The organism is Algoriphagus hitonicola (genome assembly GCF_900113375.1).
Lineage (GTDB): Bacteria > Bacteroidota > Bacteroidia > Cytophagales > Cyclobacteriaceae > Algoriphagus > Algoriphagus hitonicola.
Genome location: NZ_FOPC01000021.1, coordinates 1 through 12991, shown reverse-complemented (window position 1 = coordinate 12991; position 12991 = coordinate 1). Strand labels below are relative to the sequence as shown.

General features: G+C 40.6%; 11 protein-coding genes. 1 reads left to right on the top strand and 10 read right to left on the bottom strand.

Annotated features, from left to right (window positions below):
- Positions 1–309 precede the first annotated feature (309 nt).
- The 3 genes from BM043_RS18700 to ppsA all read right to left on the bottom strand — a co-directional run bounded on the left by BM043_RS18700 (position 310) and on the right by ppsA (position 5999).
- Positions 310–1848 carry a DUF1593 domain-containing protein gene (locus BM043_RS18700; RefSeq protein ID WP_092794621.1) on the bottom strand — a complete coding sequence of 513 codons (1539 nt, stop codon included), beginning with the start codon at positions 1846–1848 and terminating at the stop codon, positions 310–312.
- A gap of 159 nt (positions 1849–2007) precedes the next feature.
- On the bottom strand, positions 2008–3342 hold the full coding sequence (locus BM043_RS18695) for a fasciclin domain-containing protein (RefSeq protein ID WP_092794619.1): 1335 nt from the start codon (positions 3340–3342) through the stop codon (positions 2008–2010).
- Positions 3343–3614: 272 nt separating this feature from the next.
- Complete coding sequence (ppsA, locus tag BM043_RS18690) at positions 3615–5999, bottom strand: phosphoenolpyruvate synthase (RefSeq protein ID WP_092794616.1); 2385 nt, start codon at positions 5997–5999, stop codon at positions 3615–3617.
- 180 nt (positions 6000–6179) lie between these two features.
- Here ppsA and BM043_RS18685 point away from each other — a divergent pair, with 180 nt between their 5' ends.
- Positions 6180–6614: a nuclear transport factor 2 family protein gene (locus tag BM043_RS18685; protein WP_092794613.1), complete on the top strand. Its 435-nt coding sequence runs from the start codon at positions 6180–6182 to the stop codon at positions 6612–6614.
- A 69-nt stretch (positions 6615–6683) separates the two neighbouring features.
- Here BM043_RS18685 and BM043_RS18680 read toward each other — a convergent pair whose 3' ends face one another.
- The 7 genes from BM043_RS18680 to BM043_RS18655 all read right to left on the bottom strand — a co-directional run.
- Complete coding sequence (locus tag BM043_RS18680; RefSeq protein WP_092794611.1) at positions 6684–7688, bottom strand: ThuA domain-containing protein; 1005 nt, start codon at positions 7686–7688, stop codon at positions 6684–6686.
- A 7-nt stretch (positions 7689–7695) separates the two neighbouring features.
- The gene (locus BM043_RS18675) at positions 7696–8565 is read right to left on the bottom strand and encodes a DUF808 domain-containing protein (RefSeq protein ID WP_092794609.1); all 870 of its coding nucleotides are present in this window, start codon (positions 8563–8565) and stop codon (positions 7696–7698) included.
- A gap of 198 nt (positions 8566–8763) precedes the next feature.
- Positions 8764–9642 carry a phytanoyl-CoA dioxygenase family protein gene (locus BM043_RS18670; protein WP_092794606.1) on the bottom strand — a complete coding sequence of 293 codons (879 nt, stop codon included), beginning with the start codon at positions 9640–9642 and terminating at the stop codon, positions 8764–8766.
- A gap of 111 nt (positions 9643–9753) precedes the next feature.
- A complete protein-coding gene (locus tag BM043_RS18665; protein WP_092794604.1) occupies positions 9754–10860 on the bottom strand; it encodes a 6-bladed beta-propeller in 1107 nt (368 codons plus the stop codon).
- Between the two features lie 99 nt (positions 10861–10959).
- Positions 10960–12078, bottom strand: coding sequence for a hypothetical protein (locus BM043_RS18660; protein WP_092794602.1), 1119 nt, complete (start codon positions 12076–12078; stop codon positions 10960–10962).
- Positions 12079–12202: 124 nt separating this feature from the next.
- Positions 12203–12439: a hypothetical protein gene (locus BM043_RS19425; protein WP_143189581.1), complete on the bottom strand. Its 237-nt coding sequence runs from the start codon at positions 12437–12439 to the stop codon at positions 12203–12205.
- Positions 12440–12691: 252 nt separating this feature from the next.
- On the bottom strand, positions 12692–12991 hold a 300-nt coding region (locus BM043_RS18655; RefSeq protein ID WP_177188528.1), incomplete at its 5' end, for a M48 family metalloprotease.

The window sequence follows — 12991 nt, the reverse complement described above, 5'->3', positions numbered from 1 at the left end:
TTTCCCATTTTATTGGTAAAGAATTGGCCTACACCTCTGAAGTTGTGGAATTCTATCCATCTCAAAAGTTAATAAGGCAAACCGCTGAAAGACCTTTCCCAATGAAAACCACCTATATCTAGGAGAAAATCGATAATAAAATCACTCGAATGATTTTGAGAAATACCGGGGAGCCCAAAAGATTTTCACGATTTATGAGTCCTTTGATGAAATGGATGATGAGAAGAGCAAACCAAAAAGATCTACAGTTGCTAAAAACCTATTTAGAGAAGTAATGGTAGGTTTTTAAAGCACTATTCGTTCGGAATGTCATTCTTCCACCAAAACCACAAATCTCACATACCTCGTCATCGGATGTTCTGCCTGATCCCGAACTTCGGCTATGACATGAAGCTCTCCGGATCCTGTTTCGGCCAATTGGACCTTTACTGATTCTTGATTTACAGTGAGTTCTACTTCTTCGGAATAGCTCCCTACCTCTTGATAGATCCAATAATTGACATCCAATTCATCTCCGTCCGGATCACTGGCTTCCACCTCAAGTGAAATCATTTCCCCAGGCTTGGCCATGAGTCGCTGAGATCCCTTGGCTTTTACCACAGGCGGATGATTAGCCTCTGCATAATCCAGGATACACCAATCCGCCCGTGCAGCAAAGTCCTTCTGAATCGCCTTGACCCACCGGATTTGGGGAAAAGTGGCGTCCATCTCTTCGGTAAATGGATTAAAATCCCGGACATTTTCACCATCTTCCCAGCGATTGGGCTGCTCCTCAGACTGCACCAATCTACCGCCCCAACCTCCCCATTGGGGATTTTCGAGATTATCTAACCCGACATCAATTAGGTGAAAAAAAGCCGGTGAGTCTCCCTCTGAGATAAAATCATAAATCCCAAAAGTTCCCCATTGGGCATCCTCCAATTGGGTAGGATCTCCATGGATATGCTCATCATCTCCTTCCTGCTTTTGTCCATCCCCATAGCTATAATATTGCTTCATCAGTGGACCGTGATCATTAATGATTTCATTACCCATAAATTCCCCTTCGAAGAGGTAATGTTGAGATTCGGGAACCGCCTCCTTCCAAGGGTAGGCAAAGCACCAAAACTGATTGCTATTGTAATAGATTTTGACATCCGGCCAATTGGGCTCGATGTAGTTCCGATAAGTGGCATCTTGATCCAAAATCGCATAAATAATCGCTTTATCGACCACTTTTTGATAAATCTGCTTCCATTGATCCGTGTCCTTATACTCATCCTCAATCGACTTTAAAGCACGGGCGATCGTATTCGTTCCTCCCCAAACTTGGAGATAGATTGGCTCCATTTCATCATCCAATAATTTGGCTTTGATAAAATCTGATCCCTCGGTATCTTTTTCCATTTCTCCCTCGAAATCAATATTCCCTACTCTGACCACAGATCGAAGTTCGTCCGCGGTGGGAAACCCTTCTGCATGTTGACTTAATTTAGGGAAAACAGTCTCATACGCATCCAAAAGTGGATTCATCCATTCCTCCCCCGGCCACCTCAAGTCTGTCTGTTCACCATACAGATTTTTGGTCATCTCCATTTCAGAGGTGAATGGAGTACCTTTTCCATCCCCTTTGTAATGCCACATGCTACTGGAATAAATCAGTCCTTCGATCTGATATTCATTAGCATAAAGAAGCATCCGGATAAAAGAGTCCACATCGTCAATCTCCCCGTCAGTAGTGACAATAGTTCGTGGTTTTGGGGATGGGTTATCAGTATTCGCATCAGATTTTTCAACTGGAGCTTGGCAGGAAAAAAAAGTAAAAATCAGAATCCAGCCAATAGCTTTGGATTTGGTGTATAGGTTCATAGGTTTATTGGGTTTTCAATTAAAAATAAGGAGAAAAAATGCAAAAATCTCACTTTTGGACCAAATTGGACCGCCCAAATGAATCCCATTCCTGACTCAAAAAAAATCCGACTACTTCTTTTCAGAAATAGCCGGTTCTCGAACTAACCAATTAACAATTTAATCAGCAATCGTAATTGCTCCCTCCATCACAGAGTGCACGGTGCAGTTGTAAGTTGCGATAACTGCAGCAAGTTCGGCAGTCAGTGTAAAACTAATCGATGATCCATCCACGGCAAAATTCACATCCGCATCATCCTCGAATGTACCTTCGGTACCATCTTCTGCCAACAAAATATCTCCATCAGCATTTCTAAAATCAAGTGGATGATTTGCTCCTCCATTGTTTACAAATGTGTATCGTAATCCTTCAGTCAATTCAATGCCGGTATTTTCTGTATCGAGTTCACCAGAAGCACCCTCTCCATCGATTGATTCGATCAAATAAGCTGAGGCACCTTCATTTGCTAAAGTAATCCGTGCTGAGGACTCATCACTAGGAGGCAAAAGCACCTGATCGATCGCGTGAATCACACCATTGGTGGCATGAATATTCAAGGCTTCAGCAATCAATCCACTTTCGTTAATTTCCAAATCAGCTAGATTCACAGTCAACTCTTCACCTTCAAGAAGAGTGGGTAAACTAGCCCCATCTCGCAAATCCTGAGAAAAAGCTCTCGCCGGCACCACATGATAAAGCAATACATCCGTTAATGTTTCTACTGGAATTTCATCAACTCCACTCACTCCCAATGCAGCATACAAATCCTCAAAAGCGGCATCAGTCGGGGCAAATACGGTCAAATCATCCATCATATCTCCACTGACGCTCCCTGCTAAATCTGCTCGAAGCAAGGCAGCAACCAGTTGGGTAAATTCAGGTTCCGCAGCTTCCGTAGATTCAATCGCTATCTCAGCAATATTCTGCGTAGGAGGCGTAATGACATAATCCAACACATGGATGATGCCATTATCCGCCATGATATCGGTGTCTATTACCTGAGTATTTCCATTAATCCAAAGATTTCCATCCGGGTCCTCACTGACATAAAATGGAATATCATTTAAAGGAGTTACGGCTCCTGGACTGACTTGATCCGCCACAACAGAACCACCGATTACATGGTAAGTCAGAATACTAGCTAAATCAGGATCGGCCAAAAGCTCATCCGCAGTCAAATTATTGGCAGCAAGGAAATCATTAAATGCTCCATCAGTGGGAGCAAAAACGGTAAAAGGTCCAGTCTGGGAAAGCGTTTCCGTCAATCCAGCTTCATTTACTGCAGCTGTCAATGTTGTAAAATCGGGACTATTTGCTGCAATGTCCACGACGGTCTCCTCTTCAGGAATCATCGGAGGATCAGTGTCATCCTCACAAGATGAAAATACCAGTCCAAGGCCAAGTGTGGCAAGGAGAGCGGGTGTTTTCCAAAAATGAATTGTTGATTTTTTCATGGCTTTGATGTTTAGTAAATAATAGTTAGGTTAAAAATTAAACCACCAAAAACCGCTTTAGTTAAGCCAAAACGAAAGATTCTTTAAATTATACCATGCTTTATATAAAAAATTAAATGCCTATTTTACAGCATTTTAACATTAAAATTTTAACCAATGGAGCTATTCTGTACACAAACTACATCATAGAATAGATCAATGGATTTTGAGATTTCATGTAAATTATTTCAAAGTATTTTCATACTTCTCTTTTATTTTTATTTCGAAAAAAACTAATTCTCCCTATCTAATTTCTGTTTTTCAGCACGATTCATCTGCTCTATTCCCTTAATAAATGAGTCCGGATTAAATGAAATACTATCGATTCCCAGTCCAATCAGAAATTCTGCAAACTTCGGATTATCACTTGGTGCTTGCCCACACAAACCAATTTTCTTTCCAGCAGATTTGACTTTACGAATCACCTCTGCTATCATCCATTTGACCGCTGGGTTATTTTCATCAAACAGTTCACTCAACACCTCTGAGTCACGGTCCACTCCTAGGGTTAGTTGCGTGAGATCATTGGATCCTATGGAGAATCCATCAAAAATCTTTACAAATTCCTCAGCTAAGATCACATTGGAAGGAATCTCAGCCATCACATAAATTTCTAATCCTTTTTCGCCTTGCTTTAGGCCAAATTCTCTCATCAGCTTTATCACGCTGCGTCCTTCCTCAGGTGTCCGACAAAAAGGAATCATGACTTTCACGTTTTCCAACCCCATATCTTCACGCACCCTTTTTACTGCTAGACACTCCAGCCTAAAGCCTTCCCGATATCGATCATGCCCATAGCGCGATGCTCCCCTGAAACCCAACATTGGATTTTCTTCTTTGGGCTCAAACTGTCTTCCGCCAAGGAGATTTGCATATTCATTAGTTTTGAAATCACTCATTCGCAAAATCACATCTTTGGGATAAAAAGCAGCGGCGATCGTCGCCACAGCCTGAGATAATGAATCGATGAAGTATTCCTTTTTGTCTGAGTAAGCACTACAAATTGCGTCTATTTGAGCCTTTTCTTCCTCATTTTTCAATTGGTCAAAATGAACCAAAGCCATGGGATGAACTCGAATGGTGTTATTAATTACAAACTCCATGCGCATTAATCCCACTCCTTGGTTCGGAAAAAACGAAAGGTCAAACGCTTTTTCGGGATCTGTTAAAATGAACATAGGCTTTGTCTCGGGAAGGTTGATCCCTTTGAAATTATGCTCAGAGACTTTCCATTTCAACTCACCCTGATAGACATTACCTATTTTGCCAGCAGAAGTATCCAGGGTGATCACATCGCCATTACGCAAGGTATCAAGTGCAGTCTCAGCACCAACTATTGCTAAAGCGCCCATTTCACGTGCCACAATAGCCGCATGACTGGTACGCCCCCCTTTTGTAGTGATGATGGCTACTGCTTTTTTCATCACAGGATCCCAGTCTGGATTGGTGATTTCTGTAAGTAAAATTTCACCTTCTTTTAATTGATCTGCCTCAGCTGGGGAATCTAATATTTTGACTTTTCCGGATGTAATCCCATTCCCGATGGCATATCCAGTGGTCAACAGTTTTCCTTTTTCCAGCAGCTTAAACTCTTTCATCACGAATTGATCCCGATCTGCATGGACTGTTTCAGGTCGGGCTTGGACGATAAATAATTTGCCGGAATTACCATCTTTAGCCCATTCAATATCCATAGGCATATGATAATGTTGCTCGATTTGGATGGCCCACCTCGCCAATATTTCTACTTCATCTTCTGAAAGGACCCAGCTCTTCTGTTTTTCGGGCTCCGTATCCAGGTTTTGGACTCCGCCTCGATCAGAATAAATCATGGTTTTGGTCTTGGAGCCCATCTTTTTGGAAACGATGGCTCTTTTTTTCTTTTCCAGACTTGGTTTGAAAACTAAAAACTCATCGGGAATCACCGCTCCCTGAACGATATTTTCGCCTAAACCCCAGCAGCCTGTAATCAAAACAATATTTTCAAATCCGGATGCAGGATCAATGGAAAAAGTCACCCCACTACAGGCCAAATCAGACCTAACCATCATCTGCACTCCCACTGACAAGGCGATTTCGGCTGAATCAAACCCTTTGTCGTGACGATATTTGATTGCTCGTGCATTGTATAAAGAGGCAAAGCATCTCTGTACAGTTTCATTCAACTTTTCCTCACCTGAAATATTTAAAAAAGAATCATGAAGTCCGGCAAAACTTGCTCCGGGCAGGTCTTCTGCGGTCGCACTGCTTCTGACTGCAACATCAAGTTCCCTACCCTCCAGCTCGCATAATTTTCGATACGAATCTGCGATTTGCTTGGCTAAAATCAGGGGCATTTCACCTTCCAAAATCCTTTTTTTGATAGCAGTCGAAATTTTCTGGAGATTCGAAAATTCTTTTACGTCGAGTTGGGATAGCTCATTTTGAATAAAAGTTCCTAGTTTATTTTCTGAAACAAAATAGCGATATCCCTCAGCACTTACCGCAAAACCATTTGGAATATTAATTCCAAGTGGATTTAGCTTTTGATACATTTCGCCAAGTGAGGCATTTTTCCCACCCACCTTATGCACATCACCTATGCCAAGCTCTTGAAAAGACAGAATAAAATTTTCCATGTTTGTGATCTTATAATCCAATCAATTTACGGCTTAAATCCTACATTAAGCTGTTCAAACTCTTGCTAAAGGATTGATTTTTATCAGTTTTTAGCCTTGACCCAATTTTCCAAAACCAAATGGAAAAAGATTTAAAAGCCAACATATTTCTTTATCTTAATTGTCTCTAAATCCAGTTCTATGAAAAATCTTGTCCTAATTTACCTACTTCTTATATTCAGTTTCCCCGTCTTATCCCAGACTGATTCTCAAAAACTACTTGAATTGGATTTAGCTTGGGAAAAGGCTCTCTTGGAGTCAGACGTGGCATTTTTAGAAAATATTTTGGCCGAAGATTTTATTTGGGTACATGATCATGCGAGCTTGACCGATGGAAAAAAGGAAGTGGTCAATCAGGCCAAAAAAATCCAAAATGGGCAGGAGCAAACTACACGGAACCGACTATCAAGTGATCAAAAAGTGGTTATTCTGGGACAAACCGCAATAGTCACGGGCTACACCATCGTGGATCGCGGTCCCAGCCCAACGACATATAATTTTATGCGAACTTATACTAAAATAGACGGAGAATTTAAGCTTTTTGCAAACCATACCATGGCGATACCAAAGGAATAATTTTTTCTAAATCCTAAAATTCCTGCCGGACAGAATCCATTGAAATCTAACTTTATTTAAAACTGAGCCTTATCTGAAATCCTCCAATCGCATGCCTTTTCGAAAATTATCAAAGCCAAACATGGTTGGCTGATAATCGCCCACATAATCCACATTCATCTCTTCAGTAATCGCTTCGGAGAAATCCAAAAGCCAAAAAGAAGCATTAATAATCAATCTCCGCAGGTCTTCACTTTCAAAATCCAATGAAGCACCCATCGTAGAAGCAAAAGCCATCCCCTGCTTTCCTCCCTCAAGCTGATAGGCTTTGGTCCAGGCAATCGGCATCACGGCCTTTTCCCACATCAAAGGCGCCTCAGCCGTCATTCCGGCAGTACTTTGTCCATAGATCAAAACTTGGGCGTCATTAGGCAAATTCTTAATCCCATATACATCTGATGGCCCCCAAATATCCTTCACTCCACGCAAAACCGGATGATCATTCATTTGATTTACTCCATTGATGAGTGCTCGTGTTCCTTCTTTACCATGAACTCCATGATGATTGACCCAGGTCTCCCCGAAAATCCGCTGCCCAAATCCTCCCTCCCAACCTTCGGTTTTACTCATCCAGTCCCATTTGGCAAAAGGGGAAGTTTTGTTTTTTTGATAGGCAAAAGCATGGGTCGAAGTTCGAAGGCCAATGATCGGTTTTCCAGCCTTCAGGAAATTTTCAATGTACCGAGTCTGCTCATCGGGTAATTCCCGAAAACGGACCAGCATGATCATCAGATCAGCAGTCTCCAGATTTTCCAATCCTGGGATGTTATTTTGGTAGTTGGGAACTACATTTCCTGTCTCAGGATCAATGGGGAAAAGTACCGTGGTTTTAAAGCCAAATCGATGGGCCAGAATTTTTCCCAACATCGGCATGGATTCCTCTGAGCGGTATTCATCATCGCCTGCAACCAAAACTATGTGTTTTCCTTTGCCCGGTCCCTCCTCTCCTTCGAATTGCAAAAATTCTTGCCCAAGGGCTAAAGAAGTCACCGAAATGAAAAGGAAAACAAAGAAAGATCTGACGAAATAACCCATAGCTGATTTATTTTTTCTTGAATGCTTTTTTTACAAAATGAATTGGAATCCAAATAATTATACCTACAGCGACCCCAATCACGAAATCCCTCAAAATACCCGGCCAAGTGGTGAATAGATGATGGAAGAACTCAATTTTGTGAACGAAAATCCCGCCAGAAACCAAAAACAGCGCAATCGTTCCGATAAATCCAATCACCCGAACTACATGCGGAAGCCCTTTGACCATGGCCACACCAGCTTTGTTGGTAAAGCTACTTTTATCTTCATTAAGCGAAATCAACTTAAAGCCCATTTCATCCATCCGGACGATCAACGCCACCAAGCCATACACCCCAACGGTCGCTACCAGGGCAATCATCGTAACCACTAATATTTGAGTCAAGATGGGCTCCTCCACGACGGTACCCAGTGTGATGATGATGATTTCGACCGAAAGAATAAAATCCGTAGTGATTGCCGATTTGATCTTCTTTTTCTCCAGCGCTAAAATTTCTTCTTTGCTCAATTCAGGATGCAGCTGAGCTCGTTCCTTTTTCTCATGAGGAAGGATCAATTCCATGATTTTCTCGGCCCCCTCATAGGCCAGATACAATCCCCCAAATACCAAAATAATATCAATGGAAACCGGCAAAAATGCGCTGAGCAAAAAGGCCATGGGCAAAATGATCACCTTATTGATCAGCGATCCTTTGGTGATCGCCCAAAGTACGGGAAGTTCTCGATCCGGTAAAAAACCTGATGCTTTTTCGGCATTGACAGCCAAGTCATCCCCTAAAATCCCAGCCGTTTTCTTTGCCGCTACTTTGGTCATAGTAGCGACGTCATCCATCAGCGTAGCGACATCATCTAAAAGTGCAAATATTCCTGAAGCCATTTTTTATAAAGTTTGAAAGATCAATTCTAAAATTTGAAAGTTTGATTGGTGTAATCTTGAACTTTTCATCAACGATTTACAAAAATAATAGCGAAAGATAAACCCTCCTTATTTAAGAGGCTTTCCCCACACCGAAAATCTGAATAAAATCTTCATCCTCAATTCCAGGTCACAGCAATCGAACCATCCAATTTGCCTTTACCTATTTTTCGGCTCAAAAATCAATGGAAAAAATTTTCCCTGCATTTTCTCTCCTTTGGGAATCACAGGTACTCCCTCTAACAGCGGCTCGTCCGAATTGGAAATGGTCCCATCCGCAAAAACATTCAATACAAATGCTTTTCGGGATCTGTCGGAATAATTCGCAAAGCTACCATGCACCAGCAAAGGATGATGAAATGCTGCATATCCAGCTTTTAAAGGAATGGCAACTGGCTTGAAATTCGATTTTTGCTCCTCTGTCATCATGGCCATCAAGCCATCCATTTCCCCAGCCAGTGCAGGTTTTTCTAAAAGTCCCCAACTGTGGGAGCCCGGGACATACTGCAGACAACCGTTTTCTTCCGTAGCATCATCCAGCCCACACCAGCAAGTCAGATGCTGCATCTCGATCGTCCGAGTCCAGTAGCTGTAATCTTGATGCCAGGCGACATTTCCACCATGATGGGCTGGTTTGCAAAAAAGCTGATCATGCCAAAACCGAACTGCCCGGTCTCCCAACAGCTGAGAGGCGGCCATCCGAAATGCCGGATTCCAGATTACATCGTGAAAGGCCTCCGCAATCCGCCAATGCCCCAAGGAATGAAAAAGTACCTTATTCGGATCACCGGATTCATTGCTGTGAAATTCATGAAACAAGTGATGAAGCGGGTGCTGCGGGTCCATCACCTCATCAAGCGCTTTTTTTAGCGCTTGGATTTGATTTTCATTCAGGAGTTGGATTCCGGCGAGGTATCCATTTTCATGGAAAAAATCGATTTGCTCATTACTGAGTCGGAATTGATCCCAGTCTGAGGCAGTTTTGGGTTGGAGAAATAAGTCTGAGATTGGATAATGGAAATCAGCAAGGTCTTTCATGGGTTTAGCGCTAGTTGAGAGGCAAAAAGATAGGAAAAATTGAAGGGAAATGGCAAGCTTCATTGAGGGAGAGCCAGGTTTAAAATTCGAATTGTAATTTTGAATTGAACCTTAGTCGATTTTTAGCCTAAGTAATAATGTTTGTTCGTTTTCTTTTGCTTCCTCCAAAAGATTCCGTTGACCTGAATCCCATTCCGGCCAAAAATCATAGTTGGGAATAGCTTCTGGGGAAATTACAGCATATATTTCTTCTGTATCGCTTTTGAACTCATCAAAGGTGAAATACCGATCTAAAATCTGATACTTTCCAGATGCTTTTTCTTGGACAAAAAACCTTGTTTTTCCTTCCAGTGAAAATTGAAAAACCACAGATCGATCAGACTCATTGTATTTTTTGATTGATCCAAAAGCGGATTGGATTTGCTCGCTAAAAAAATCATGATAATACTTTTCCGCTTCATCAGCTTTAATTTGATCAGTGGGAAAATTGTATTTGCCAAAATCAAACTGTTTTTTCAGCAGCAAAGAATCCTCGGTGATTTGATAGACTTCATTGGCAAATCGGGTACAGATAAAAAGTGAGTTAGCACTGCGAAAAAAGATGTCTTCCATGAAAACAAGATGATGTTTTTCAAGCTCATGGAGCGGTAGGTAGACTTCCTTAAACAGTTTACGCTGAATACGAGACCATAAAATCACTGGAGCAGGATTCCGATGATCTAGGGTATTCAAAGCAATCAGGTCTTCATTTAGATAATTGAAATATTGAAAACTTGATAGACCTTCGAGGGAAAACTCATCCAGAAACGTAAAATCTGAATCATAAACAATCAACACGCCATCAGGAGATAGAACCTCCAAATTGCCATTAAATGGGTTGATATTAAAATCCGAAATGGCCAGATATTCTCCAGGCCCTTCTCCAAAAGCATCCAGTTTGTTAGAAAACTCACCTTTTTTATCAAAAACAAAAATAACAGCAGATGACCGGTCTAAAACAAAATAATGAGAATCAGTGACGAGTAATTTATCTATTTCTACTAATTGTGCCTCTGGATGGAGTTCTAATGGAATTATTCCAAATTCGCTAAAAACGTCATTCAGGTTTTCGGTATGCGGTGATTCGAGATTGATTGAAACGTGATTTGATTCCTGATGCTCGCCACAGGAGACTAAAGTGAACAGAAAAAAAATAATTGATTGCTTTGGACAGATCATACACTTTGCTTTCCCAAACAAAAATTGAGCAGAAAAAGATATTAGGTTTTAAATAGTCGAAAATACCCTCTTAAAAAATAGATAATCTACCATTCCTTCCTAAAAATCAAACAACGAAAATGTCAAATGATCTTCATCAATCATTTCGACATCATTTAGAATGAACATTCCCGCCCTTCCAAAGTGCACATAGTAATGGTTAAAAGCTGAGACATCCATTCTTCCAACTGGCTCAAAGTCCTGATCAAAAAATAAGAGCACATTTTTATTCATTTCATCCAGTAGGATGTACGAATTTTCTTTTAAGAAATCATACTGCTCACTTTCGATGGCATACCTAATTTGCCGAACTAACAACTTGTTTTCTGAATCATAATGTAAACAGGGAAAACTATTAGATAGGTAAAAATCCTTTTGCCAGGTAGAATATCCCTTATTTTCACGATTTGAAATATCCACAAAGCCTTCGGTTGGACTTAGAAATACCGAATCATAGGTTTGAAAATCTTCTGTGAAATATAGCCAATCAGAAATCGGCGTATTTATAAAATATCGCTGAAGCGTATCATCGTAGGCGATAGAAATAAAAAATAAATCATAAACATTAACTGCTTTTCCCTCATAGCTTGGAGGCAATGGGAATGAATGGGATGATTCTTCAGTTTTTAGGTCATAAGTGAAGATAATCGGTTCTCTCTTTTCATAAATATAGGGAGGTTTTCCATATCGCTCCGTAATACCAAAAATCGAAATAAATCGATCATCCCTTAGATCCATACTTTTAAAAGCCCCTCCATAAGCCAGGTAAAATAAATCCCCCAACTTATCAGAAACCCTAAACCGATCGGTAATTTCCTTATCCTCAACTTTGGAAACTACACCCGAAGCGGTGTGATACATCAAAAAACTATTCCTACTTAACGGATGAAAATAAATTTGATCTGTGGAATATTCATCAAAATATCCTTCAATTTCTGCAAGTTTAATTTCCTCCACCGGTTTTCCCCCGCTGTCTAAACTGAAAACCCCAATTCCATCACGTGAAGGAATAAATAAAAAAGCTGAATCTCCATCATTAATAAAGTGAGGACTCCCTTGAAGCTTGGGGTAGCCACCAGATAAATCCAAGGTGACTTCTTTAATCAATTTGGGCGTAAACTTCTTGACTTCTTGGATTTGGCGATCCTTTTCAGCTACCTGACAGGAAAAAACAGCCAAAGAAAAAAAAAACTAAAATAATAATCAATCTCATATAATCTGAAATTTTGAAGCCGGAGTTAGTTTATATAAATGTTAAGATAAAGAGCTATTCTTTCGGTAAAGAATAGCTCTTTGAAAGCAGTTATCCTATTCCTGGATCAGATGGATCGGTTTTCTTCTCGACAAAACAGTCTCCAGGTAGAGGTTCATCCGGAAGTGATGGATCCCCCAATGGAATACAAGTTTTTGTTTCTTCTATACAAGTCCCAGCCTCATAAGTCTTTCCTTGAATAGGAGTAATTTGACAAGCGGGATTAGAATAACCCACAATGGAGGAAGCAAATGTTACTAAAAGTAACAGTGAAAACAGTTTTTTCATGATGTTTTTTGGTTTTTTGGTTAAACCTGTATCAATAGTAGATCTTCTAACCTTAAAAACCAAATTTTACATCATGTTGAATATCGCTGAATATCAGTTAATTGTATTATTTCAAGATTAAAAACAAAATAATATTTCGCCCCCCCCTAATAAATTCTGTAATTCTCCAAAGATTCGTAGTACTGAAAACTAAATCACCAACTAATCGATCGAATATCAATTTTTTGGCTTTTTTTTCAAAAATCTAATGCTCTAAGACTCCAACTGCTCCAGTCTTTTCAGTAAAGGGGGATGGGAATAATTGACAAAAACATACCAAGGGTGTGGGTTGATATTGCTGAGGGTTTTGACAGATAAGGTTTTGAGCGCCTCTGCAAGCGGCTTACCCGCAAACGTTTCTTTGGCAAATGTATCCGCCTCAAATTCATGCTTTCGGCTAAGCCAATTCATCCCAATTCCGATCACCATCGAAATCGGCGTGAACAGCATGGTAAATCCAATAATATTCAACTGCGCAGACCATTCTTCCCCACCCAAAGCCAGGCTCATCGT

Bases quoted from the DNA above. Each gene is read 5' to 3' on its own strand.
- BM043_RS19425 (WP_143189581.1), bottom strand. From the start codon at position 12,439: ATGAAAAAACTGTTTTCACTGTTACTTTTAGTAACATTTGCTTCCTCC.
- BM043_RS18700 (WP_092794621.1), bottom strand. From the start codon at position 1,848: ATGAACCTATACACCAAATCCAAAGCTATTGGCTGGATTCTGATTTTT.
- BM043_RS18680 (WP_092794611.1), bottom strand. From the start codon at position 7,688: ATGGGTTATTTCGTCAGATCTTTCTTTGTTTTCCTTTTCATTTCGGTG.
- BM043_RS18670 (WP_092794606.1), bottom strand. From the start codon at position 9,642: ATGAAAGACCTTGCTGATTTCCATTATCCAATCTCAGACTTATTTCTC.
- BM043_RS18675 (WP_092794609.1), bottom strand. From the start codon at position 8,565: ATGGCTTCAGGAATATTTGCACTTTTAGATGATGTCGCTACGCTGATG.
- BM043_RS18665 (WP_092794604.1), bottom strand. From the start codon at position 10,860: ATGATCTGTCCAAAGCAATCAATTATTTTTTTTCTGTTCACTTTAGTC.
- BM043_RS18695 (WP_092794619.1), bottom strand. From the start codon at position 3,342: ATGAAAAAATCAACAATTCATTTTTGGAAAACACCCGCTCTCCTTGCC.
- ppsA (WP_092794616.1), bottom strand. From the start codon at position 5,999: ATGGAAAATTTTATTCTGTCTTTTCAAGAGCTTGGCATAGGTGATGTG.
- BM043_RS18685 (WP_092794613.1), top strand. From the start codon at position 6,180: ATGAAAAATCTTGTCCTAATTTACCTACTTCTTATATTCAGTTTCCCC.